Raw genomic sequence first — 22,565 nt, 5'->3', positions numbered from 1 at the left:
CGCGCGACCAGAAGGGGCAGGTGCGGCGCGGAGAGTCGAGGCTGGACACCACCATGGACCGCACGCCCCACATCCTGGTCGTGGACGACCACCGCGAGATCCGCGAGCTGCTCGCCAGATACCTGGCGCGGAACGGCCTGCGCGTGAGCGTGGCGGCGGGGGGCGCGGAGATGCGCCAGCACCTGCGGACCGGCGCCATCGACCTCGTGGTACTCGACATCATGATGCCCGGCGAGGACGGTCTCAGCCTCTGCCGCCAGCTGCGGCAGGGGAGCGACCTGCCGGTGCTGCTGCTCACCGCCGTGACCGAGGAGACCGAGCGCATCGTCGGCCTCGAGCTCGGCGCCGACGATTACGTGACCAAGCCCTTCAACCCGCGCGAGCTCCTGGCCCGCATCCGCGCCATCCTGCGGCGGGTGCAGGCGGCGCCGAAGCCTCCGGCGGAGCAGGATACCTGCTGCTACCGCTTTGACCGCTGGCTGCTGGATGCCCGCCGCCGCACCCTGCGCGCCGCCGACGGTGAGGAGACGACCCTGGGCACCGCTGAGTTTCGCCTGCTGCTGGCGTTCGTCACCCGTCCCGCCACCGTGCTCACGCGCGACCAGCTGCTCGACATCACCGCCGGGCGCGCGGCGCAGGCGTTCGACCGCAGCATCGACAATCTGGTGAGCCGGCTGCGCCGGCGCATCGAGCGCGATCCGCAGCATCCCGCGCTCATCAAGACCATCTGGGGCGACGGCTACGTGTTCGCCGCGCCGGTGGAGGTGGTGGCGTGAGGCGCCCCGCCGTCCGGCTGTGGCCGCGCGGGCTGGCGGGGCGGCTGGTGCTGCCGCTGGTGGCGGCACTGGCGGTGGCGCAGGTGCTGCTGGTGCTGCTGCTGCGCAGCCAGCAGGACGGCATGATCGAAGGCATCGTGCGCGGCCAGGCGCTGAGCCAGACCGTCACCCTGGCCCGCCTGCTCGACAGTTCGCCGGTGGCCGAGGGACCGCGTCTGGCGCGGGCGTTCCGCTCCAGGGAGGCCTGCGCCTGGGTGAGCGCGCAGCCGCTGGCCGCCCGTACCGGGCCGCCCATGACCGGCGCCGAGCAGGCGCTGGCCGACCTGCTGGCGCGGATGCTCCACGGCGTGCGCGCCGGGCCGCCGGACGTGGTCATCGTCCCGTTCGAGGGGCGGCCCGGCGCCTGCGCCGACGAGGCTGACGAGGCGGAGGGCGACGCGGCCTGGCTCGGCGGCGGCGACCGGGACGCACGCCCGCGCCGTCCGCCCGAGGCGCGCGGCCGGGTGGCGGGGGTGGGCTTCCGTGTTCCCCTCGCCGACGGGCGTTGGCTGATGATGCGCACGGCGGTGTCGCTGCCGCCGGCCTGGAGCGGGCCGACGCTGCTGTCCTTCCTGCTCTCGGCGCTGGCGGTGGCGGCGGTGACGGTGCTGGTGGTGCGGGCGCAGACCCGGGTCCTGAGGGGGCTGGCGGATGCCTCCGACCGCTTCGGACGGGGCGAGCGGGTGCTGCCGCTGCAGGTGGGCGGCCCGTCCGAGGTGGCGGCGGCGATCCGCGCCTTCAACACCATGCAGGAGCGCCTCAGCCAGTTCCTGCGCCACCGGCTGCGGCTGCTCGCCGGCATCAGCCACGACCTGCGCACGCCGCTGACCACCCTGCGCCTCAAGGCCGAGTTCGTGGAGGATGAGGCGGTGCGCGACGACATCGTCGCCACCATCGACGAACTGGCGGCGATCTGCGAGGCGACCCTGGCCTTCACCCGGGCCGAGGCCGTGCACGAGGCGACCCGGCGCGTGGACCTGCGGGCCCTGTGCGCGGACCTCGCGGACGAATTCACCCTCGCCGGCGCCGATGTGGAGGCGGCTGCGGGCGCGCCCCTGGCGGCGGCCTGCCGGCCGGTGGCGCTGCGGCGGGCATTGCGCAACCTGGTGGAAAACGCCGTGCGCTATGGCGGCCGGGCCCGCCTTTCGGTGGGGCCCGCCGCCAGCGGGGTCGAGATCCAGGTGGACGACGACGGGCCGGGCCTGCCGGCCGACCGGATCGAGGACGCGTTTCAGCCGTTCGTGCGGCTGGAGGCCTCGCGCAGCGCCGAAACCGGTGGCCTGGGCCTGGGCCTCGCCATCGCCCGCAGCATCGTCCGGGCGCATGGTGGCGAGCTGACCTTGGCCAACCGGGCGGAGGGCGGGTTGCGTGCCCACGTCCAGCTGCCGGCGTGAGGCCGGTCGCGGTGCGATGACGTTTGGGAAATGTCGCCCGGCGGATGGCTCCCGCCGGGGCGAAACTCTGCTAACACGGAACGATGCGCTTGACGCGACTGGCCGCCGATGGCGCCGGGACGGGGCTTGCCTCGGCCTCGGGCCGCGCGTGGGGCCGCTGATACGAGGACACGCCGAGCATGAGCCGACCGAGGTCCACTTTCCGCGCGCCGTCGCGGCGCGCCGTTCTCGCCGGGGGTCTGGCGGCCGGCGCGCTGGTGCTTGCCGGCCGCCAGACCCGGGCGCAGCCGGCGGCGCGGCTGACGGTGGACAGCGCCACGCTGGAGGTGAACGGCCGCGCGGCCACGGTGTTCACCGTGAAGGGGCCGGATGGCGCGGACGGGGTCTTCGCGAAGGCCGGCGAGCGGCTGGTGGGCGGGCTGCGCAATGCCAGCGAGACCCCGCTGGTGATGCATTGGCACGGCCAGCTTCTCGTTCCCGCGCACCAGGACCGCGCCCGCCCCGATGGCGGCGCGCTGGAGCCCGGCGGTCTGGATCTGGTGGATTTCGTGCTGACGCCTGGCACCCACTGGATGCATGCCCACACCTTGAGCGAACAGCAGCTTCTGGCCGCGCCCCTGATCGCCCGCGAGATCGACGCCGGCGACGCCCAGGACGTGGTGATGATGCTGCACGACTTCTCGTTCCGCAGCCCCGAGGAGATCCTGGCCGCGCTCGACGGCTCCAGCGGCGGCCGCCGGGGCCATGCCAGGCTGGGCAGGCGGCATCGGACGGAGGACGGGGAGACGGATGGCGGCGGCGGAGTTCAGGTCCATGACGTCACCTATGACGCCTTCCTGGCCAACCGGCGGACCCTTGACGATCCCGAGGTGGTGCCGGTGGAGCCCGGCGGCCGGGCGCGGCTGCGCATCATCAATGGCGCCACCGCCACCGCCTTCTTCATCACCGTTCCCGGCTTGACGGCCAGCGCCGTCGCCGTGGACGGCTCGCCCTGCGTGCCGGCGGTGGCGGAGACCTTTCCCCTGGCGCAGGGCCAGCGGCTCGATCTGCTGGTGGACATTCCCGCCGAGGGCGGCGCCTTTCCGGTGCTGGCCCAGGTGGAGGCTTCGCCGCGTCGCACCGGGCTCATCCTGGCGACACCGGGAGCGAGCGTGTCCCGCCTGGCGCCGGAGGCCGAGCGGAACGCGGGGGTGGTGGACCTCGCCTTCGAGGCCAGCCTCGCCGCCGTTCGCCCGCTGGAGGAGCGGGCGCCGGCGCGCGTCTTTCCGATCGTGCTGGGCGAGGAGCCGGACTATCGCTGGACCATCAACGACCGCGTGCCCGAAAACATGGAGGGCTTCGTTGCGCGCCAGGGCGAGCGGGTGGAGATGACCTTCATGAACCCGACCGGGATGACGCACCCCATGCACCTGCACGGGCACCATTTCCAGGTCGTGGGCATCGACGGGCGGCGATTCGCCGGCGCGGTCCGCGACACCGTGATCGTGCCGCCCCGCGTGTCCGTCACCGTCGCCTTCGACGCTGGACAGAAAGGCGAATGGTTCCTGCACTGCCACCATCTCTACCACATGGCCGCCGGCATGATGGCGGTGGTGAAGGTGGTCTGACCGGCCGCAGGCCCGGGGCCGGGCGCTGGTGGGTCCGGCTGGGCGCCGGACCTTCGCGCGCAGGGGGGCGCAGGCCGGTGGCCGGAGGGCGAAGCAGCGGTGGAGCAGAGGGGGCTCGTCGCGAAAAGGCCCTCATAGGCCTTTGGTCAAGCCCGCACGGCGCTTGAGCGGACCCACCTGAGCTGACCCCTTGGCACCGGTCGAAGGCCGGGGCCGATGGTATGAGAGGCGGAACGCGGCGGGATGTCCCAGAGGCGGCGGACCACGGTGCGCACCGATGCGCGGTCGCGGCGTGATCGGGATGCCGCGATCCCCTCACACGCGCTTCACTGCGTGGGCTGCGGCTACGGTGGCGGCGGCCTTACCCCGCTCGCGCGCGGTGGGCGGTGGAAGGGGGGCTATCCAGCGGGAGGATTTCACATCCGGGCGCTTCTGGCGGGCATCGGACAGGAAAGGCGGGGGTACGGGGTTCGAACGGCCCCAGCTTCCGTCTGCCGGCACAGTCATGCGCCCGCCGCCAGATACGATTTCCGCTGGGAGCGACCAGGAGACGGCGGCTCGGCCTTGCGCAACGCCACGTCCCTGAACGCCGTCAACCGCGACACGTAGGATGCCGGCGGGCCCGCCGAATTGCAGCGACCTCCTGCAACATCTGCCGGATGCCGCTTCCACCTTCGCCTGCTGTTTTCTTTGAGCTTTCAGATGCTCTCGGACCTTGCCGAAAGAGCAGATGGTGCCCAGGAGAGGACTCGAACCTCCACGGCTTTCACCACTGGTACCTGAAACCAGCGCGTCTACCAATTCCGCCACCTGGGCACCGCGGCCCGGAGGCCGTTGGTGAAGCGTGTTTACGGGGGGGTGCCGGCCTTGTCAACAACGCCAGCGGCGCAGGATCGAAGAATGGGATTTATCCCCAGGTCCATGCGCAGAGCCGGCCGGAACAGGGGCGCGGAGGGGGCGCTGGCGCGCCGGCCTCCGCACCAATCACCGGTCAGCCATGGAAATTGGGCGGGCGCTTCTCGATGAAGGCGCGCATGCCCTCCTTCTGGTCCTCCAGGGCGAACATGGCCTGGAACACCCGGCGCTCGAAGCGGATGCCCTCCGCGAGCGTGGTCTCATAGGCGCGGTTCACGCTCTCCTTGGTCTGCATGGCCACCGTCAGCGACATGTCGGCGATGGTCTTGGCCACCGCCAGCGCCTCCGCGACGAGATCGGCCGCCGGCACCACGCGGGACACCAGGCCGGCGCGCTCGGCCTCGGCCGCATCCATGAAGCGGCCGGTGAGGCACATTTCCATGGCCTTGGACTTGCCGACGAAACGGGTCAGGCGCTGGGTGCCGCCGGCGCCGGGCATCACGCCCAGCTTGATTTCCGGCTGGCCGAACTTGGCGGTGTCGGCGGCAAGGATGAAATCGCACATCATCGCGAGCTCACAGCCGCCGCCCAGGGCGAAGCCGGCCACTGCCGCGATCACGGGCTTGCGCGCGCGCGACAGGCGCTCCCAGGAGGTGATGAAGTCGTCGTCGTAGCTTGCCGGATAGGTGAGGTCGTGCATCGCCTTGATGTCGGCGCCGGCGGCGAACGCCTTTTCCGAGCCGGTGATGACGATGCAGCCGATCTCGCGGTCGGCCTCAAACTGGTCGAGGACGATGTTGAGCTCGCCGATGAGCTCGGGGCTCAGCGCGTTCAGCGCCTTCGGCCGGTTGAGCCGGATGAGCCCAACGCGCCCGTGCGTTTCGACCAGAAGTGTCTCGAATGCCATCCCACTGTCTCCCCGTCGCCGCCCGAGGTCCGGGCGGTCTCGTCTCGTATCGAAGTCTGACCTTCGTGCTCTAGCCCGAGTTCGACGTTTGGGGAATGGGGAATGCGTTGGGTGATCTGCTTGCCCTATGCGGCGCCCCCCCGGCGCAACGGCGCGGGGCGGGGGCTCAGCGCTGGCAGACCGGACAGAAGAAGGTCGAGCGGCCGCCCTGGACGATGCGCTGGATGCTGCCCTTGCAATGGAGCGTCGGGCACGGCTCGCCCTCGCGCCCATAGACGCGGAAGGCGTGCTGGAAATAGCCAAGCTGGCCGTCCACCTGCCGGTGGTCGCGCAGCGACGAGCCGCCGGCCTGGATGGCGGCGCGCAGCACGTCGCGGATGGCGGTGACGAGGCGCTCGGCGCGCAGGGTCGGGCCGCCCTCGCGGGTGGCCAGGGTGTGGGCCGCGCGGCGCGGCGACAGGCCGGCGCGATGCAGCGCCTCGCACACATAGATGTTGCCGAGGCCGGCCACCATCTTCTGGTCCAGCAGCGCCGATTTCAGGCAGGTGTGGCGGCGGGCGCAGGCGCGCGCCAGGTATTCGGCGTTGAAGCCGTTGCCGAGTGGCTCCGGTCCCAGGCTCTGGAGCAGCGGATGGCTGTCGAGCCGGTCGTAGGGCACGATCAGGATGGCGCCGAAGCGGCGGGGATCGTTGAAGGTGATGGTGGCGCCGCCGGCGAGATGCAGCACCACATGGTCATGGGGCCCGGCGTCGGCGCGGGGATGATGGAACAGGCCAGGACGGCCCTTCACCCGGGCCCCGTCGATGCGGATGGAGCCGGACATGCCGAGGTGCAGGATCATCACCTCGCCGCCGGAGAGATCCGCCAGCAGATACTTGGCGCGCCGCCCCAGCGCTTCCACTCGGCGGCCAGCCAGGCGCTCTGCGAAATTCTCGGGAAGGGGCCAGCGCAGGTCCGGCCGGCGCGCCTCGGCACTTTCGATCACGGCGCCCTGCAGCACGGGCAGGAGACCGCGGCGGACGGTTTCCACCTCGGGCAGTTCAGGCATATCGGCTCGGCTCGCCAGTGCAGCGGGAGGGCTGGGATTCGGTCACGAGCAAGCTAGAGTTAGGCAGGCGCCGCCGTTGCGCAAGATGCAATCAGGCCTCCTGCCCGTTTTCCGGGTGGCTGGGGGCGTTGAATTCCAATTGCTCCAGGCGCATGCCGCGCTTGGCAATCTTGTCGGCGGAGACCAGCACCTTGGCGACGTCGTCGCCGATCTGGCCGAAATGACGCGACAGCTCGCCCACCCGCTCGCGCAGGCGCGCCACATCCCCCACCAGGGCGCCCACCTCGGCGCGGATGTGATCGGCCTGGGCGCGCATGCGGGCATCCTTGGCGATGGCCTGCACCACCTGCACCGCCAGCATCAGCAGCGAGGGCGACACGATGATGACGCGGGCGCGGAAGGCCGCCTGCACCACGGCGTCGAAATGCTCGTGTATCTCGGCGTAGACCGATTCGGAGGGCACGAAGATGAGGGCGATGTCCTGGGTTTCGCCGGCCAGCAGGTAGCGTTCGGCCACATCGCCCACGTGCTTCATGAGATCGGCCTTGAGCCGCGCCGCCGCCACCTTGCGGGCTTCCGCCGAGGTGGCCTCGCGAAACAGCGTCACGGATTCCAGCGGAAACTTGGCGTCGATCACCAGCGGCCGCCGGTCGCCGGGCAGGAACAGGGCGCAGTCGGGCCGCCGGCCATTCGACAAGGTGTACTGAAAGGCGAAGGAGTCCTGGGGTAGCGCGTCGCGGATGAGGGCTTCCATGCGGGCTTGGCCGAAGGCGCCGCGGGCCTGCTTGTTGGCGAGGGTGTCGCGCAGGGACACCACCTGGGCGGAGAGATCGGACAGGCTGCGCTCGGCCTTCTCCACCATCACCAGCCGCTCGGCGATGCGGGTCAGGCTCTCGTGGGTGGCGCGGGCGGAGGCGGTCATGCTCTCCCCCAGCCGGTAGGAGGTGGCGTCGAGCCGCTCCGCCACCGCGCGCGCCAGTTCGCCCTGGCGCTGGGAAAGCACTTCCGCCAGGCTCTGCACCCGCCCGGCGGTCTCGTGCTGGATGCGGGCGAGGTCGCGCATCCGCCGGTCGATCTCCTGGCTTCGCAAGGCCTCCTCAGCCGCGCGGGCGGCCCGCGCGCCGCCCGCGCGCCACAAGCCCGCCGCCACCGCGCCGAGCAGGAGCAACCCGGCCGCGAGCATGGCGGCAAGAGCCTCGCCCAGGACCACCGGATGGCCGGCAAGGGTGAACAGGACGTCGGACATGCGTTCCAGTATCGCGATTCGCGCCTGGAACAAAGTATGAACATATTGACCCGGCCGGGGCTATCGCTTATTTCAGCCCCATGACAGCGCGCCCCATCCTCATCATTCCCGACTCCAAGCTGCGGACCATTTCCGAGCCGGTGGGCAAGATCGATTCCGAGATCAAGGCCTTGGTCGAGGACATGTTCGAGACCATGTACGATGCCCCGGGCATCGGCCTTGCCGCCATCCAGGTGGGGGTGCAGCGGCGGGTCGTCACCATCGACGTCGCCCGCGAGGGGGAGGAGAAGCGGCCGGTGGCGCTGATCAATCCCGAGATCATCGCCGCGTCGCAGGAGACCTCCGTCTACAGCGAGGGGTGCCTGTCCATCCCCGAGTATTACGAGGAGGTGGAGCGCCCGGCCCGCGTCACCGTGCGGTTCCAGGACATGGACGGCGCGGTGCGGGAGGTGGAGGCCGGGGGGCTGTTCGCCACCTGCGTCCAGCATGAGATCGATCATCTGAACGGCGTGCTCTTCATCGACCATATCTCGAAGCTGAAGCGCGACCGGGTGATCAAGAAGTTCACCAAGGCGGCGCGGCGCGAGGCCGTGAGCTGACGCCACCGCCGCGGACCTGAACCTTCATGCGCATCGTCTTCATGGGTACGCCGGATTTCGCCGTCCCCACGCTTTCCGAAATCGTCGGGCGCGGCCACGAGGTGGTGGCGGTCTATACCCGCGCGCCGGCTCCGGCCGGACGTCGCGGCCTTGATCTCACGCCCTCCCCGGTGCATCAGGCGGCCGAGCGCTTCGGCCTGCCGGTTCTGACGCCGGCGTCGCTGCGTGGCGACGAGCCGGCGGCGGCCTTCCGCGCCCATGATGCGGACCTCGCCGTGGTGGTGGCCTATGGCATGATCCTGCCCCCGGCGATCCTCGCCGCGCCACGCCATGGCTGTCTCAATCTGCATGGCTCGCTGCTGCCCCGGTGGCGCGGCGCCGCGCCGATCCAGCGCGCCATCATGGCCGGCGACCGGGAGACCGGCGTCGCCGTGATGCGGATGGAGGCGGGGCTCGACACCGGGCCGGTGGGGCTGATGGAGCGTATCCCCATCGGCCCGGACATGACCGCCGGGGAGCTGCACGACCGCATGATGGCGGTTGGTGCGGACCTGATGGGGCGCGCGCTCTCGGCGCTGGAGCGAAGCACCCTGGTGTTCACGCCGCAGCCGGCGGAGGGGGTGACCTATGCCGCCAAGATCGAGAAGGGCGAGGCGCGCATCGACTGGTCGCGCCCGGCGCGGGAGGTGCACGATCGCATTCGCGGCCTCTCCCCTTTCCCCGGGGCCTGGTTCGGCCTCGGCGTGCCGGAGACGCGCGTGAAGGTTCTGCGTTCGACCCTGGTGGACGGGGCTGGGGCCCCGGGCGAGGTGCTGGATGATCGCCTCGCCATCGCTTGCGGTGATGGCGCGGTGCGGTTGCTCGAATTGCAGAGGGCGGGCAAGCAGCCGGCGGCGGCGGACGCGTTCCTGCGCGGAAACGCGCTGCCTGTCGGCAGCCGGCTCGTCTGAGCGGGGCTGTCCGCGCCATGCCTCGATACAAGCTCATCATCGAGTATGATGGCACCCCCTTCGCCGGCTGGCAGCTCCAAGCCGGTCTGCCGACCGTGCAGGGGGTCCTGGCGGAGGCGCTGGCGCGCTTCTGCGGCGAGGCGGTGCGGGTGTCCGGCGCCGGGCGCACGGATGCGGGCGTCCACGCCACCGGGCAGGTGGCGCATGTGGATTTGGCGCGGGACTGGCGCGTGGACACCGTGCGGGATGCCCTGACGGCGCACCTGCGTCCGCATCCGGTGGCGGTGCTGGCGGTGGAGCGGGTGCCCGACAGCTTCGATGCCCGATTCTCCGCCACGCGGCGGCATTATCTCTATCGCCTGGTCAATCGGCGGCCGGACCTGGCGCTGGACCGGGACCGGGCCTGGCGCATTCCGCAGCGCCTCGATGCCGGGACGATGCACGCGGCCGCCCAGAGGCTTCTGGGCAAGCACGATTTCTCCACCTTTCGCGCCGCAGAGTGCCAGGCGGCATCGCCGGTGAAGACCCTCGACCAGCTCGATGTGACCCGCGCGGGGGACGAGATTCGCGTGGTCACCTCGGCGCGCTCCTTCCTGCACCATCAGGTCCGATCCATGGTGGGCTCGTTGCTGCGGGTGGGGGAGGGGCGGTGGAGCGCGGACGACCTCGCAGCGGCGCTGGCGGCGGCCGACCGGCGGCGATGCGGCCCCATGGCGCCGGCCTGCGGCCTTTATCTGGCGGCGGTGAGCTATGACGGCGATGCGTGGCCGACGGGCCACAGCCCGGAGCGATGATGGGGGGCGGCGGAGCTTCGCCACATTGCGGACGGAAAAACCCGATACCGCAAACGTGAACGCCGCCTTCGTCCGCTGGGCGGGGCGGTGGGTCTCACGGGCGCGCGGGCGGGGCGCGAACCGGGGTGAGGTCCCATCGGCTTGGCGTGTCGCGCCGGCCGATAACGGGGCGGACCCTGGCGGGAGGGACGGCCGCGCGGCTGTCCTTTTCCTTAGCCGGGATCCTGCTAAAAGGCGTCTTCTGGCGACGTTGGCACCCGTTCGCATGAAGAAAACGCGTCAATGCAACGGCCTGGCGCATTTTGCCGGTTCATCGAGCCGACGGAATGCTCTAGAAGAGCGGCGCCATCCGGCGCGGGACGGAACCTGAACGTGATGACATTCATCGACGAAGCGCGGCGCTTGCGTGTGAAGGTCAAGGGCAAGGGACGGCTGCTCGGCCTCGCCCTGGTGCTGGCGTGCGGCACGCTGGTGTCCGCCTGCGCCAGCGACAAGGAGGACGTGATCCCGCCCGACGAGCCGGCCGAGAAGATCTACAACGAGGGGCTGACACTCCTGCGCAAGCAGGAGCCGGAAAAGGCCGCCAAGCGTTTCGAGGACGTCGATCGCACCCACCCCTATTCGGAATGGGCGCGCAAGTCGCTGCTGATGACCACTTATTCCTATTTCGAGGCGGGCAAGTACGACGAGGCCATCGCCTCCGGAAAGCGTTACGTCTCGCTGTATCCCGGCTCGCAGGATGCCGCCTACGCCCAGTATCTGGTGGCCTCGTCCCTGTACGAGAACATTCCCGACATCACGCGCGACCAGCGCAAGACCCGCCAGGCCCTCGACGCCCTGGAAGAGGTGATTCGGAAGTATCCAAATACCGAGTATGCGGCCACCGCCAAGCGCAAGATCGAGGTGGCGCGGGACCAGCTGGCCGGCAAGGAAATGATGATCGGCCGTTATTATCTGGAGCAGCGCAATTACACTGGCGCCATCAATCGCTTCAAGGTGGTGGTGACACAATACCAGACCACCCGGCAAGTTGAGGAGGCGCTGTTCCGCCTCACAGAGGCCTATATGGCGCTCGGCGTGGTGAACGAGGCACAGACCGCGGCCGCCGTTCTGGGCTACAATTTCCCGGACAGCCAGTGGTACAAGGACGCCTACAAGCTCGTGCACGCCACCGGGCTGGAGCCGCAGGAAAACAAGGCGTCCTGGATCAGCCAGGCGTTCAAGAAAATGGGACTTGGCTGAGCGCCCATGCTTGCATCGCTCTCGATCCGGGACATCGTCCTCATCGAGAAGCTCGATCTCACCTTGTCGGACGGCCTGACCGTCCTCACCGGTGAGACGGGAGCCGGAAAATCCATTCTGCTTGATTCGGTCTCGCTCGCCCTCGGCGGGCGGGGCGACGGGTCGCTGGTGCGCCATGGCCAGGCCAAGGGGCAGGTGACCCTGGCCTTCGACCTCAGCCCCGACCATCCTGCCCACGCCATCCTCGCCGCCGCGGATTTGCCGGACGAGGATCAGCTGGTGATCCGCCGCACCCAGATGGCCGACGGGCGGACCCGTGCCTCGGTGAACGAGGAACCAGTGAGCGTGCAGACGCTCCGCCTCATCGGCGCCAGCCTGGTGGAGCTGCACGGCCAGCATGCCGACCGGGCGCTGGTGGACCCGGCCACCCATCGCGCCTTGCTGGACGCCTATGGCGGCCTCGCGTCGGAGGCGACGGACCTTGGCGTGCTGTGGCGGCAGTGGCGCGACGCCCGCGACACCGCGCGCGAGGAGCGGGAGCGGCTGGAGGCGGCGGAAAGGGAAGCCGATTATATCCGCCACGCGGTGGAGGAGCTCACCGCGCTCGGAGCCGAGGCCGGCGAGGAGGCCGCCTTGTCGGAACGGCGCAGCGCCATGATGCGGGCGGAGAAGATCGCCGCCGATCTCTCCGAGGCCCTGGATGCGGTCGCCGGCGGCGGATCGCCCATCGCGTCGCTGTCGGCCGCGGTGCGCCGCCTGGAGCGGAGGGCCGGCGAATCGCAGGACCTGATTCGTCCGGCGGTGGAGGCTATCGATCAGGCGCTGGATGCGCTGGAACTGGCGCGCGGCCACCTGGAAAGCGCGCTCGCCGATGCGGATTTCGAGCCGCGCGAGCTGGAACGCCTGGAGGAGCGGCTGTTCGCCCTGCGCGCGGCGGGCCGGAAATACGCGGTAGCGCCCGATGCGCTGCCGGAAGTGACGGCGCGGTTCCAGGCGCAGCTTGAGCACCTGGATCAATCGGAGGCGCGCCTGGCGCGGCTCGACGCCGCGGCGGCGGAGGCCGAGGGCGCCTATCGGGTTGCGGCTGAGCATTTGTCGGAGCGGCGTCAAGCGGCGGCGGCGGCTCTCGACGCGGCGGTGGGAGCCGAGCTGCCGCCGTTGAAGCTGGAGCGCGCGGCGTTCCTGACCAAGGTCACCCGGGATCGTGATGCCGGCGGCGCCGAGGGGTACGATGTGGTCGAGTTCTGGGTGCGCACCAACCCGGGAAGCCGGCCGGGGCCGATGATGAAGGTGGCGTCGGGCGGCGAGCTCGCCCGCTTCCTGCTTGCGCTCAAGGTGGTTCTGGCCGATCGCGGCTCCGCGCCCACCCTGATCTTCGACGAGATCGACACCGGGGTTGGCGGCGCGGTGGCTGATGCCATTGGTCATCGGCTGGCCCGGCTGTCGAGCAAGGTGCAGGTGCTGTGCGTCACCCATGCGCCGCAGGTGGCGGCGCGGGCGCACAATCACCTCCTCATCGCCAAGGCGGCGGCGCCCGCGCCGGCCGATCCGGGGCAGGCCGGCGACGAGGTGCCGGTCACCACGCGGGTCGCCGCCCTGACGCCGACGCTGCGCCGGGAGGAGATCGCGCGGATGCTCGCCGGCGCCACGGTCACCAGCGAAGCCCGCGCGGCGGCGGATCGCCTGCTGAAGGCCGCGCGCTGATCGAACGGGAACCTGCCGCATCGCGTGCGCGTCGTCGATGCTGGAAGTCCCGCCGAAGGGGGGCTTATACCATCGGCCCCGGTCTTCGACCGGTGCCAAGTGGGTCCGCTCAAGCGCCGCGCGGGCTTGACCAAAGGCCCATGAGTCACGCTCATGGGCCTTTGGTATTAATCGAAATGCGGCTTGCTCTGGCGCAGGCTCTTCACCTGTCCGCGCCGCTCCTTGGAGGCGAGGCGGCGCTCCTTGGAGCCGAGGGTGGGGCGGGTGGGGCGACGCGGCGGCGCCACCACGGTGGCGCTGCGAATCAGCTCCACCAAACGCGCGATGGCGTCCTCCCGATTGCGCTCCTGGGTGCGGAATCGTTGCGCCTGGATGACGATGACGCCTTCCAGGGAAAGTCGCCGTCCGGCGAGGCGGGCCAAACGGTCCTTCACCGCATCGGACAGGTCCGCCGAGCGCGCCATGTGAAAGCGCAATTGGACCGCACTCGACACCTTGTTGACGTTCTGCCCGCCCGGTCCTGAGGCGCGGACGAAGACGAATTCGATATCATCCTCGGAAATGGCGAGGCGGGCGGTAATCTCGATCATGGTGCGTCCAGGCCGGTGACGGCGCACCGTAGAGCATTTTCAAGCGGAGCGGACCCCCGCATGCCGGGCCAGATGCGGTGGCGCGCCGATGCGGACGGGCGCGCGGGCGCCGTGCGGAGAAAACGCCAAGAGGTCGAAGGCGCCCGTTGTGGCGGGCGTCGCCGCCGGTGATGCAGGTCGCCGCCGCGCCGTCCTGTGAGGCGGGATAAAGTCCCGCCCCAGGTTCGCGGCGGAACGGCCTGTCCCCGGCTTGCCCGCTTGCTCCGCGCACTGCGGCAGCACAAGGCCCGGTCAGATGGCGTGCCGGTTCGCGGTCGGGCCGAAATGCTCCACATAGCGGGGGCTGAGCGCCGACACCGGCAAAATGATGAGCACGTCGGTGGTGCCAAACTGATGGTCCACCACCGCGCCATCCCCCACGAAACCGCCAAGCCGAAGGTACCCTTTCACCAGCGGCGGCAGGCTCTGCAACGCCGCCTTGGGCGCGATGGCCTCCTTGGCCATGCGGTTCATCTCCACGTGGCGGCCGGGCAGGGCGCGGGCGCGCCATTCCTCGGGCGCCAGCGCGTTGTGATGGAGGAAGGACAGCGGCAGGGCCATGGCTTCGGGATCGGTGCCTTCAAGGCTCGCGCAGCCGAACATCACGTCGATGCGGTTGCGCAGGATATAGCTCCAGACCCCGTGCCACAGGAGTTCCACCGTGCGCTTGTTGCGGTACGGCTTGAGTACGCAGGAGCGGCCGAGCTCCAGGAAACGCAGGCCAGGATGGGCCGCGATCACTGGTGTCACGTCGAATTCGCCCTGGGTGTAGAAGCCGCCGTGGCGCGCTGCCACGTCCTGCCGCAGGACGCGGTAGGTGCCGACAACCTTCGGTTTGCTGCGGCCGAGCACCACGCGCCCGGCCTCGTGATCAAGCACCAGGAGGTGGTCGCAGATGGCGTCGAAGCTGTCCATGTCCCGCCGGGCGAGGCGGGTGGCGGCGTCGGGCAGAGCCGACATCTCCTCGTAGAACACCTTGTAGCGCAGGCGCTGGGCCCGCCGCACGTCGCGCGCGGTGCGGGCGAGCCGCACTTCAAGCGGACCCAGGCGGCCGAGCACCAGGCCTTCATCCTCGGACACCGCCTCGCGGTGGCGGATGCCGGAGTAGGCGCGCAGGTCCGCCACCAGCTTTTGCGACGCCGGCAGCGGCGGGCGCCCGGAGGGTTCGGCCCTGGCCTTGTCGAAGAACGGAAACGCGGTGTCACGACCGAACAGGGGCACCCGCTTGTCGCCGCCATCGGCGGCCGGCTTGAAGCCCGGCCAGCGGGAGAAGCTCTCCTTGGCCGCACCCAGGCCCCGGCCCACCAGGGCGGGCAGGTTGAAGCCGGCTTCCGTGTCACCGATGCGCTTCATGCGTCGACCCTCCCCGAGCCGCCGCCGGCGATGAAACCGTCATCCCCCGGGCCGCCCACCCTTATGATGCCGCCGCGCGCCACGCCGGCGGGTTTGCCCGGGGCGGCGCGACGGACACCCCCGCGCCCGCCGTGGCGCGCGCCAGGATGTGACCGTCACATTCACCATAGATTTCATACGCCCATGTGACAATGGCGGGAGGCTATGGCGCCGCGGTCCGTATGGAGGGCGCCGGCGATGCGGCCCGGGCCGGCGCCGGGATCGCGGCCAAGGAATGGCTGTGACGGCGGCGCTGAATCAGGCTTTATCGGGCGGCGACGCGCGTCAGCCGGCGGGGCCGGCGGCATCGCGCATTGGGGGTGTGCATGAAGACCAGTTTGATGGCGGCGGCGGTGTCCGCGTTCGTTGTGCTCGGGGCCGTGGGCGCTGGCGCTCAGCCGCAGCCGACCGTGTCCGAGACGGTGATCATCGACGGCGTGGGGACCGTGCCGGTTCTCGTCTACAAGGCGCAGTTCGTGTCGGCCGACCCGGCGACCCGACGGGTGGTGCTGGAACTGCCCAACGGCAAGCGCTGGGCGGTCACGGCGCCGCTGATTCTCGGCGACCTCAGCGCCTATCGCAACAGCGAGCGGCTGCTCATCCGCGTGGTGCCGGGCGTGGTCACCGCCCTCGGCAAGGCGCAGCAGGGCAAGCCCGGCGAAGTGCTGAGCGAGGTCGCCGTCAACGACGGGCTGCCGGGCTGGCCGGAGGGCTTCGGCGTGCGCGCCGTGACCCTCACCACGATCTTCGTGGACATCAACCTGCAGGCCGGCACGGTGAGCTTCGAAGGGCCGGACGGCGGCGTGCGCACGCTGCGCGCCCTCGACCCCAAGGTGCTGGCGGACCTGCAGCAGGTGCGGCCCGGCGATCTCGCCCAGATCAGCTACCTGGAAGGCATCGCCATCAACGCCGGGATGTGACCGGACACGCGCGGCGCGCCGGGGGCGCGCCGCGCCGCATTCCGCCGGGGCCGGGCCATCAGGCGGCGGCTCGGGGTCTCTCGGCTGCGGCGCGATAGGCCAGGGCTTCGGCGAGATGGCGCCGGCCGACGTGGTCGGAGCCATCGAGATCGGCCAGGGTGCGCGCCACCTTCAGCACGCGGTGGTAGCCGCGGGCGGTCAGGCGCATGGCGTCGGCCGCGTCCTTGAGCAGAGCGGCACCCGCCGAATCGGGCTGGGCGACGGTTTCGAGCAGCGGGCCGGAGGCTTCCGCATTGGTGCGGACGTCGGGCCGGCCGAGGGCGGCGTAGCGCTCGACTTGCAGGCTGCGCGCCAGCGCCACCCGCGCCGCCACTTCCCGAGAGCCCTCCGCTGGCGCGGGCAGCACCAGGTCGGCGGCGCTCACCGCCGGTACCTCCAGATGCATCTCGATCCGGTCCAGGAACGGGCCGGAGAGGCGGCCCTGGTACTCGTCGGCGCAGCGCGGCCCGCGCTTGCAGGTGTAGCCGGGCTCGCCGGCCCGGCCGCAGCGGCAGGGGTTCATGGCGGCGATGAGCTGGAAACGCGCCGGATAGGTGACGCGATGATTGGCGCGGGAAATCAGCACTTCCCCGGTTTCCAGCGGCTGGCGCAGGGAATCCAGCACCTGGGGCGAGAATTCCGGCAGTTCGTCGAGGAACAGCACGCCGTTATGGGCCAGGGAGACCTCGCCGGGTTTTGCCTTGGTGCCGCCGCCGACCATGGCCGCCATGCTGGCGGAATGGTGCGGGGCCCGGAACGGGCGCCGGCTGACCAGCGCCCCGTCGTCGATGGAGCCGGCCACCGAGGCGATCATGGACACGTCCAGCATCTCGGCCGGTGCCAGCAGCGGCAGGATGGACGGCAGGCGCTGGGCCAGCATGGATTTGCCCGCGCCAGGCGGGCCGATGAACAGCAGATTGTGGCCACCGGCGGCGGCCACCTCCAGCGCGCGCTTGGCGGTTTCCTGTCCCTTGACGTCCTTCAGGTCCAATTCGACGGGGCCGGCCGCTTTCATCCGTGGTTCCGGGCGGGCCATGAGCTGGCGTCCGGTGAGATGGTTGGCCAGCTGGGTCAGGGTCTCGGGGGCGAGGATGTCCATGTCGGGGCTGGCCCAGGCGGCCTCGGCGCCGCAGGGCTGCGGGCAGATGAGCCCATGGCCCCGGGCATTTGCACCGATGGCCGCCGGCAGCACCCCGGCCACCGCGGCGATGGTGCCGTCGAGGGCCAGTTCCCCCACCACCGTGAAGCCGGCGAGGCCATCGGCCGGAATGGCGCCGATGGCGGCCATGAGACCGAGGGCGATGGGCAGATCGTAATGGGAGCCTTCCTTCGGCAGGTCGGCGGGGGCAAGGTTGATGGTGATGCGGCGCGCCGGCAACGCGAGGCCGGACGCGATGAGGGCGGCGCGGACCCGCTCCTTCGCCTCGGTCACGGCCTTGTCCGGCAGGCCGACGATGGTGAAGGCGGGCAGGCCCGCGGCGACATGTACCTGAACGTCAACGGGGCGGGCCTCCACCCCTTCGAATGCGACCGTCGCCACCCGCTGGATCACCGCCGCGCCCCCGTTCCACCCCGCTGCCACCCACGGTAGCAAAGGCTTCCCCCAGCGGCAAGGATGAATAGGAACGAAGGCGGAACAGTCGTCATTCCGCGTCCGGAAGCAGCACCACCAGGCGGGCGCCGGCATCGGGCAGCGGCACCAGGGTCAGTTGGTCATAGTGGCGCGCCGCGCCATCCGGGTCATGGAAGGCGCGGCGCCCGCCCTCGCGGCCGAGCACGTCCTGGCTGTCCCACAGCCGGGCGAACAGGGGCGACCCGGTGGTCAATTCGGCGATGAGGGCGGTGTTGACCGGGTCGGCCGGATGGCGGGAGAGATCGGCGCGCACCTCGGCAAGGACGCGGGCGGCGCGCTCGTCAAACGCCGGGATGAGCCGTGGCGCGGCGGCGGACAGGAAGATGAAGCGCAACAGGTTGGGGCGCCCGTCCTGGTCGAGCCAGCCCCGGAACAGGGCGGTCGCCGGGCGGTTCCAGGCCAGCGCGTCCCAATGGCGGTCCACCAGATAGGCCGGGTGGGGCAGGTCGGCGATGAGCCGGGCGAGGGCCGGCGGCGGCGTGGCCGGGTCGGGCGGGGGATCGGGGTCGCGGCGGCCGGCGAGGTCGAACACATAGGCCCGTTCCGCCGGAGTCAGCTCCAGGGCGCGGGCGAGGCGGGCCACGGCCGGAGCGGAGAGCGAGACCTCGCGGCCCTGCTCGATCCAGCTGTACCAGGTGGCGCTCAGTCCGGCGCGCTGGGCCACTTCTTCTCGGCGCAGGCCCGGGGTGCGGCGGCGGCGCAGGTCGGCGATGCCGAGCGCACGCGGGTCGAGCCGCTCGCGATGGGCGCGCAGGAAGGCGCCGAGGGCGGCGCGGCGGGCGGCATCTGGCGGGGCGGCGGTCATGCGGGCACAATTCATACCAGGATAAACTTGGTCCTGGCACTGGTTTAAAACCGTTCTATCCCTGGTGTCGAGGCGCCGCCGGCGCGCGAGGAGGCAGACATGAATGCAGCGCAGTCCCATCCCGGCACCGATGCCGGCCGTAGCCACGAGGGTCATGTCCTGGCGCAGTTCGGGCCGCAGGCGGCGGCCTATGTGGCGAGCGCGGTGCACGCGCGCGGGCCGGACCTGGAGGCCCTGGCGGCACGGCTTCAGGACGAGCGGCCGGGCCGGTTGCTGGACCTGGGCTGCGGCGGCGGCCATGTGAGCTTCACCGCCGCGCCGTTCACGGGCGAGGTGGTGGCCTACGATCTGTCGCGGCAGATGCTGGCGGCGGTGGGCGCCGAGGCGGACCGGCGCGGCCTCGCCAACATCGTCACCGCCGAGGGCGTGGCGGAGGCGCTGCCGTTTCCCGATGCCGCCTTCGATGCGGTCGCCTCGCGCTACAGCGCCCATCACTGGCGCGACCTGAAGGCCGGCCTTGGCGAGGCGCGGCGGGTGCTGAAGGCCGGAGGCCGGGCGGTGTTCATGGATGTGGTGGCGCCGGCCTGGCCGGTGGCGGACACCTTTCTTCAGGCCATCGAGCTGCTGCGCGATCCCTCCCACGGGCGCGACTTCTCCCGCGCCGAATGGGAGGCGCACTTGTCCGCCGCCGGCTTCGTGGTGGAGGCGGCGACGCCGCAGCGGCTGCGGCTGGAGTTTTCCTCCTGGGTGGCGCGCATCCGCACGCCGGAGCTGAACGTGGCGGCCATCCGGGCCCTGGAGCAGAGCGCCAGCGCCGATGTGGCCCGCCATTTCGAGATCGAGCCCGATGGCACCTTCACCCTGGACACGCTGACCCTGGTGGCGCGCGCGGCCTGACGCCGGCACCGGCCGGCGCCTTCAGTCCGGCTTGGAGGAGAGCACGGCGCCGGTCCTGGGGTCGATGCGCACCTCGGTGCGGGCGCCGGCGGGGTCGGTGAGATCGGCTTCGTAGCCGGTGGCCTCGGTGTCGATCGCGCGCACCACGAAGCCCTTGTTCTCCAGCTGGCGGGCCACCTGCGGCAGGGTCAACCACTGGTCCTGCCGGGCCGCGGCCCGGCCGTCGTCGCGGGAGGAGAGGATCTCGGCGGTCACCGGGTGCACGCGTGCTTCCACCTTGTTGCCCTGGCGGTCCACCAGCTCGGCCTCGAAGCCGTCGTGCTCGCGGTCCAGCTTCAGCACGATGAATCCGTTTTCCGCCAGGTGGGTGGCGATGTCGGCGGTGGAACGCCACTTCTCGGCCGGCGGCGTCTGCGCCAGCGCCTGGCTGGCGAGCAGACAGAGCGCGGCGGCGGTGGACCAGGTGAAACGGGTCATGGGCTCCTCCTGCCCGGCAGGGCCTGTTGGCGCGCTCAGGCGCGGCGCTTGTCCTCGATCTTGTCCCAGATCTCCACGGCGATATCAGGGCCGCCGAGGCGCTTGATGGCGCGCAGGCCGGTGGGAGAGGTGACGTTGATCTCGGTCAGGTTGCCGTCGATGACGTCGATGCCGACGAACAGCAGGCCCATGGCCTTCAGGGACGGGCCGATGCGGGCGCAGATTTCCAGCTCCCGGTCGGTGAGGTCGGTGGGCCGGGCGGCGCCGCCGCGCACCATGTTGGACCGGAGGTCCCCCTCGTTCGGCACCCGGTTGACGGCGCCGGCGGCGGCGCCATCCACCAGGATGATGCGCTTGTCGCCGTGCTTCACCGCCGGCAGGAAACGCTGGATCACCCAGGGCTCGCGGAAGGTGGTGGCGAACAGGTCGTAGAGCGAGCCGAAATTGAGGTCGTCGGCGGTGAGGCGGAACACGGCGGCACCGCCGTTGCCGTAGAGCGGTTTCATCACCACGTCGCCATGCTCGGCGCGGAAGGCCTTGATCTCGTCCAGGTCGCGGGTGATGAGCGTCGGCGGCATCAGCTCCGGGAAATGGGTGACGAAAATCTTCTCCGGCGCGTTGCGCACATGGGCCGGGTCGTTCACCACCAGGGTCTTGGGGTGGATGCGCTCGAGGAGGTGGGTGGTGGTCACGTAGGCCATGTCGAACGGCGGGTCCTGGCGCAGCAGCACCACGTCCATCTCGCCCAGCGGCACCCGGCGCTTCTCGCCCAGGGTGAAATGGGCGCCGGCCTCGTCCTTCACGCTCAGCGGCTCGACCGTGGCATAGAGGGTGGCGCCGCTCAGCGCCAGGCGGTCCGGGGTGTAGTGGAACAGCGCGTGGCCGCGCCGCTGGGCTTCCAGCAGCAGGGCGAAGGTGGAATCGCCAGCGATGTTGATGCTGGCGATATGGTCCATCTGGACCGCGACCTGAAGGGTCATGGCAATCTCCGGCGCCCGTGGCGGGCCTTGGCAGTCTCACCGTCGGTGCCGGTCCCGGACCGGGCCTTCAGTGGTTTTCGCGATCCGCGCGCGGGCGCGACCGATGGCCGGCGGCGCGGCGAGTCGCGCGTGGCGTTTCCCGACCATATCTATAGCGCTACGGTGCCGCCCGCCAGTTCACGCGCGTCAGCCCGGTTCCGCCTCGAACGCGGCCGGAAGGTGCTCGGCGGCGGTGCCGGCGATGAGGATGGCATCGAAACGCATCTGAAGGGCAGCCAGCTCTGGCCGGTCGGCGAGCCAGGCGGCGGCAGCGGCGGCAATGCGTCGCTGCTGGCGGACCTGCAGGGATTCCGCGGCGGCGGCGAGGCTGGCGCGCCGCTTCACCTCGCAGAACACCAGCAGGTCGCCGCGCCGGGCGATCAGGTCGATCTCGCCGGCGCCGGTGCGGGCTCGTCGCTCCAGAATGGCGAAGCCCCGTGCCTCCAGCAGCCGCGCGGCCTGCCCTTCGGCGGCCACGCCGCGCGCGTGGGCGGCGCGCTGGGCCGGGGTGCGGGCGGGCGCCGCCACCGGGGCGCCGGGATCAGGCGTCGGCGTCCGGGCCATCGGGCGGGGCCGTGTCGTCGGGCAGGGCGGCATCGGGAGCGTGGTCGGCGGCGTGGCGGGCCTCGGCCAGGGCCAGGGCGCGGGCATAGACCTCGCGCTTGGGCCGGCCGGTCACGGCGGCGACGGCGGCCACCGCGTCCTTCAGCGAGGCGTCCTCCAGGGCCCGGGCGAGGGCCCGGTCCACGGCCTCGTCGTCCGCGGCGTCTTCCAGCGGCGGCCCCACCACCAGCACGATCTCGCCCTTGGGCGTGTCGGCCGCCGCATAGTGGGCGGCGAGCTCGGGCAGGGTGCCGCGCCGCACCTCCTCGAACGTCTTGGTCAGCTCCCGGCACACGGCGGCGCGGCGCGGGCCCAGCCCGTGCGCCAGATCGGCGAGGCATTCGGCGACGCGCGGGCCGCCCTCGTAGAACACCAGCGTGGCGGGCACCTGGGACAAGGTGGCGATGCGGTTGCGGCGCTGGCCGGCCTTGGGCGGCAGGAAGCCGTCGAACAGGAAGCAGTCGGTGGGCAGGCCGGCCGCCACCAGGGCCGCGAGCAGGGCCGAGGCGCCGGGCAGCGGGTGCACGACGTGGCCGGCGGCGGCGGCCTCCACCACCAGCTTGAAGCCGGGATCGGACACCAGCGGCGTGCCGGCGTCGGAGATCAGGGCGAGCCGGGCGCCGGCGGCGAGCCGCGCCAGCAGCTTCGGCCGGGCGCTGGCGCCATTGTGGTCATGATAGGGCATGAGCGGGGTATGGATGGCGTAGCGATCCAGCAGCCGGCGCGACACGCGGGTGTCCTCGCAGGCGATGAGGTCCGCCGCCGCCAGGGTCTCCAGGGCGCGGATGGTGATGTCGCCGAGATTGCCGATGGGGGTCGCCACCACGTGCAGGCCCGGTGCCAGCCCGCGCGGGGTGACGGTGGTGCCGGCGAGGGCGAAGGTGCGCGGATGGTCGCCGTCGGCGGGGCGGTCCGTGGTGGGGGCGGGCGTGCTCATGGCCGGACCATAGCCCCGGATGGGGCCAGATGGGAACGGGGCCGGCGGCGTGC

General features: G+C 71.2%; 21 protein-coding genes and 1 tRNA gene. 10 read left to right on the top strand and 12 right to left on the bottom strand.

Annotation, left to right across the window (positions count from 1 at the left end):
• Window positions 1-53: 53 nt before the first annotated feature.
• The 3 genes from V5F53_RS14520 to V5F53_RS14510 all read left to right on the top strand — a co-directional run bounded on the left by V5F53_RS14520 (window position 54) and on the right by V5F53_RS14510 (window position 3,816).
• A complete protein-coding gene (locus V5F53_RS14520) occupies window positions 54-776 on the top strand; it encodes a response regulator (protein WP_393995147.1) in 723 nt (240 codons plus the stop codon).
• Entirely contained in the window at window positions 773-2,209 is a 1,437-nt protein-coding gene (locus V5F53_RS14515) for an ATP-binding protein (RefSeq protein ID WP_393995148.1), read from the top strand. The genes V5F53_RS14520 and V5F53_RS14515 overlap by 4 nt, the downstream gene beginning before the upstream one ends.
• A 179-nt stretch (window positions 2,210-2,388) precedes the next feature.
• A complete protein-coding gene (locus V5F53_RS14510) occupies window positions 2,389-3,816 on the top strand; it encodes a multicopper oxidase family protein (protein ID WP_393995149.1) in 1,428 nt (475 codons plus the stop codon).
• A gap of 731 nt (window positions 3,817-4,547) precedes the next feature.
• Here the strand turns inward: V5F53_RS14510 and V5F53_RS14505 are convergent.
• From V5F53_RS14505 to V5F53_RS14490, 4 genes are all read right to left on the bottom strand, one after another.
• Window positions 4,548-4,632 (bottom strand) — tRNA-Leu (locus V5F53_RS14505).
• Between the two features lie 175 nt (window positions 4,633-4,807).
• On the bottom strand, window positions 4,808-5,578 hold the full coding sequence (locus tag V5F53_RS14500; RefSeq protein WP_393995150.1) for an enoyl-CoA hydratase: 771 nt from the start codon (window positions 5,576-5,578) through the stop codon (window positions 4,808-4,810).
• Window positions 5,579-5,744: 166 nt separating this feature from the next.
• The gene (gene mutM, locus V5F53_RS14495; RefSeq protein ID WP_393995151.1) at window positions 5,745-6,626 is read right to left on the bottom strand and encodes a bifunctional DNA-formamidopyrimidine glycosylase/DNA-(apurinic or apyrimidinic site) lyase; all 882 of its coding nucleotides are present in this window, start codon (window positions 6,624-6,626) and stop codon (window positions 5,745-5,747) included.
• A 91-nt stretch (window positions 6,627-6,717) separates the two neighbouring features.
• Window positions 6,718-7,872: a DNA recombination protein RmuC gene (locus V5F53_RS14490; protein ID WP_393995152.1), complete on the bottom strand. Its 1,155-nt coding sequence runs from the start codon at window positions 7,870-7,872 to the stop codon at window positions 6,718-6,720.
• An 80-nt stretch (window positions 7,873-7,952) separates the two neighbouring features.
• On the opposite strand from V5F53_RS14490, the gene def reads away from it, so the two are divergent.
• The 5 genes from def (at window position 7,953) to recN (ending at window position 13,161) form a co-directional block, all read left to right on the top strand.
• Complete coding sequence (def, locus tag V5F53_RS14485) at window positions 7,953-8,471, top strand: peptide deformylase (RefSeq protein ID WP_393995153.1); 519 nt, start codon at window positions 7,953-7,955, stop codon at window positions 8,469-8,471.
• A 26-nt stretch (window positions 8,472-8,497) separates the two neighbouring features.
• Window positions 8,498-9,421, top strand: a complete 924-nt coding sequence (gene fmt / locus V5F53_RS14480; protein WP_393995154.1) for a methionyl-tRNA formyltransferase — start codon at window positions 8,498-8,500, stop codon at window positions 9,419-9,421.
• A gap of 17 nt (window positions 9,422-9,438) precedes the next feature.
• Window positions 9,439-10,215, top strand: coding sequence for a tRNA pseudouridine(38-40) synthase TruA (gene truA, locus V5F53_RS14475; RefSeq protein ID WP_393995155.1), 777 nt, complete (start codon window positions 9,439-9,441; stop codon window positions 10,213-10,215).
• Window positions 10,216-10,590: 375 nt separating this feature from the next.
• Complete coding sequence (locus V5F53_RS14470) at window positions 10,591-11,457, top strand: outer membrane protein assembly factor BamD (RefSeq protein ID WP_393995156.1); 867 nt, start codon at window positions 10,591-10,593, stop codon at window positions 11,455-11,457.
• Between the two features lie 6 nt (window positions 11,458-11,463).
• Entirely contained in the window at window positions 11,464-13,161 is a 1,698-nt protein-coding gene (gene recN, locus V5F53_RS14465) for a DNA repair protein RecN (protein WP_393995157.1), read from the top strand.
• A gap of 167 nt (window positions 13,162-13,328) precedes the next feature.
• Here the strand turns inward: recN and arfB are convergent, their stop codons facing one another.
• Together arfB and olsB are read right to left on the bottom strand one after the other, a co-directional pair.
• Complete coding sequence (arfB, locus tag V5F53_RS14460) at window positions 13,329-13,751, bottom strand: alternative ribosome rescue aminoacyl-tRNA hydrolase ArfB (RefSeq protein ID WP_393995158.1); 423 nt, start codon at window positions 13,749-13,751, stop codon at window positions 13,329-13,331.
• Window positions 13,752-14,042: 291 nt separating this feature from the next.
• Window positions 14,043-15,143: a l-ornithine N(alpha)-acyltransferase gene (olsB, locus tag V5F53_RS14455; protein ID WP_393995159.1), complete on the bottom strand. Its 1,101-nt coding sequence runs from the start codon at window positions 15,141-15,143 to the stop codon at window positions 14,043-14,045.
• Window positions 15,144-15,508: 365 nt separating this feature from the next.
• On the opposite strand from olsB, the gene V5F53_RS14450 reads away from it, so the two are divergent.
• On the top strand, window positions 15,509-16,102 hold the full coding sequence (locus tag V5F53_RS14450) for a hypothetical protein (RefSeq protein ID WP_393995160.1): 594 nt from the start codon (window positions 15,509-15,511) through the stop codon (window positions 16,100-16,102).
• 58 nt (window positions 16,103-16,160) lie between these two features.
• Here V5F53_RS14450 and V5F53_RS14445 read toward each other — a convergent pair whose 3' ends face one another.
• Both V5F53_RS14445 and V5F53_RS14440 read right to left on the bottom strand, forming a co-directional pair.
• A complete protein-coding gene (locus V5F53_RS14445; RefSeq protein WP_393995161.1) occupies window positions 16,161-17,693 on the bottom strand; it encodes a YifB family Mg chelatase-like AAA ATPase in 1,533 nt (510 codons plus the stop codon).
• 91 nt (window positions 17,694-17,784) lie between these two features.
• Complete coding sequence (locus V5F53_RS14440; protein WP_393995162.1) at window positions 17,785-18,579, bottom strand: helix-turn-helix transcriptional regulator; 795 nt, start codon at window positions 18,577-18,579, stop codon at window positions 17,785-17,787.
• Window positions 18,580-18,678: 99 nt separating this feature from the next.
• Between V5F53_RS14440 and V5F53_RS14435 the strand changes: the two genes are divergently transcribed.
• On the top strand, window positions 18,679-19,476 hold the full coding sequence (locus V5F53_RS14435; protein ID WP_393995163.1) for a class I SAM-dependent methyltransferase: 798 nt from the start codon (window positions 18,679-18,681) through the stop codon (window positions 19,474-19,476).
• Between the two features lie 21 nt (window positions 19,477-19,497).
• Here V5F53_RS14435 and V5F53_RS14430 read toward each other — a convergent pair whose 3' ends face one another.
• The 4 genes from V5F53_RS14430 to rsmI form a co-directional block, all read right to left on the bottom strand.
• Entirely contained in the window at window positions 19,498-19,953 is a 456-nt protein-coding gene (locus tag V5F53_RS14430; RefSeq protein ID WP_393995164.1) for a PepSY domain-containing protein, read from the bottom strand.
• 35 nt (window positions 19,954-19,988) lie between these two features.
• On the bottom strand, window positions 19,989-20,933 hold the full coding sequence (gshB, locus tag V5F53_RS14425) for a glutathione synthase (RefSeq protein WP_393995165.1): 945 nt from the start codon (window positions 20,931-20,933) through the stop codon (window positions 19,989-19,991).
• A gap of 186 nt (window positions 20,934-21,119) precedes the next feature.
• On the bottom strand, window positions 21,120-21,536 hold the full coding sequence (locus V5F53_RS14420) for a YraN family protein (RefSeq protein ID WP_393995166.1): 417 nt from the start codon (window positions 21,534-21,536) through the stop codon (window positions 21,120-21,122).
• Window positions 21,514-22,512 carry a 16S rRNA (cytidine(1402)-2'-O)-methyltransferase gene (rsmI, locus tag V5F53_RS14415; protein ID WP_393995167.1) on the bottom strand — a complete coding sequence of 333 codons (999 nt, stop codon included), beginning with the start codon at window positions 22,510-22,512 and terminating at the stop codon, window positions 21,514-21,516. Before rsmI ends, V5F53_RS14420 begins: the two co-directional genes overlap by 23 nt.
• Window positions 22,513-22,565: the final 53 nt, after the last annotated feature.

This window comes from Xanthobacter cornucopiae (assembly GCF_043195065.2).
Classification (GTDB): domain Bacteria; phylum Pseudomonadota; class Alphaproteobacteria; order Rhizobiales; family Xanthobacteraceae; genus Xanthobacter.
This window is presented reverse-complemented; position numbering and strand designations above follow the sequence as displayed.

Excerpts from the sequence above, each read along its gene's own strand:
- V5F53_RS14520 (WP_393995147.1), top strand. The coding sequence starts at position 54 with ATGGACCGCACGCCCCACATCCTGGTCGTGGACGACCACCGCGAGATC.
- V5F53_RS14510 (WP_393995149.1), top strand. The coding sequence starts at position 2,389 with ATGAGCCGACCGAGGTCCACTTTCCGCGCGCCGTCGCGGCGCGCCGTT.
- V5F53_RS14500 (WP_393995150.1), bottom strand. The coding sequence starts at position 5,578 with ATGGCATTCGAGACACTTCTGGTCGAAACGCACGGGCGCGTTGGGCTC.
- mutM (WP_393995151.1), bottom strand. The coding sequence starts at position 6,626 with ATGCCTGAACTGCCCGAGGTGGAAACCGTCCGCCGCGGTCTCCTGCCC.
- V5F53_RS14490 (WP_393995152.1), bottom strand. The coding sequence starts at position 7,872 with ATGTCCGACGTCCTGTTCACCCTTGCCGGCCATCCGGTGGTCCTGGGC.
- def (WP_393995153.1), top strand. The coding sequence starts at position 7,953 with ATGACAGCGCGCCCCATCCTCATCATTCCCGACTCCAAGCTGCGGACC.
- fmt (WP_393995154.1), top strand. The coding sequence starts at position 8,498 with ATGCGCATCGTCTTCATGGGTACGCCGGATTTCGCCGTCCCCACGCTT.
- truA (WP_393995155.1), top strand. The coding sequence starts at position 9,439 with ATGCCTCGATACAAGCTCATCATCGAGTATGATGGCACCCCCTTCGCC.
- V5F53_RS14470 (WP_393995156.1), top strand. The coding sequence starts at position 10,591 with ATGACATTCATCGACGAAGCGCGGCGCTTGCGTGTGAAGGTCAAGGGC.
- recN (WP_393995157.1), top strand. The coding sequence starts at position 11,464 with ATGCTTGCATCGCTCTCGATCCGGGACATCGTCCTCATCGAGAAGCTC.
- arfB (WP_393995158.1), bottom strand. The coding sequence starts at position 13,751 with ATGATCGAGATTACCGCCCGCCTCGCCATTTCCGAGGATGATATCGAA.
- olsB (WP_393995159.1), bottom strand. The coding sequence starts at position 15,143 with ATGAAGCGCATCGGTGACACGGAAGCCGGCTTCAACCTGCCCGCCCTG.
- V5F53_RS14450 (WP_393995160.1), top strand. The coding sequence starts at position 15,509 with ATGAAGACCAGTTTGATGGCGGCGGCGGTGTCCGCGTTCGTTGTGCTC.
- V5F53_RS14440 (WP_393995162.1), bottom strand. The coding sequence starts at position 18,579 with ATGACCGCCGCCCCGCCAGATGCCGCCCGCCGCGCCGCCCTCGGCGCC.
- V5F53_RS14435 (WP_393995163.1), top strand. The coding sequence starts at position 18,679 with ATGAATGCAGCGCAGTCCCATCCCGGCACCGATGCCGGCCGTAGCCAC.
- V5F53_RS14430 (WP_393995164.1), bottom strand. The coding sequence starts at position 19,953 with ATGACCCGTTTCACCTGGTCCACCGCCGCCGCGCTCTGTCTGCTCGCC.
- gshB (WP_393995165.1), bottom strand. The coding sequence starts at position 20,933 with ATGACCCTTCAGGTCGCGGTCCAGATGGACCATATCGCCAGCATCAAC.
- V5F53_RS14420 (WP_393995166.1), bottom strand. The coding sequence starts at position 21,536 with ATGGCCCGGACGCCGACGCCTGATCCCGGCGCCCCGGTGGCGGCGCCC.
- rsmI (WP_393995167.1), bottom strand. The coding sequence starts at position 22,512 with ATGAGCACGCCCGCCCCCACCACGGACCGCCCCGCCGACGGCGACCAT.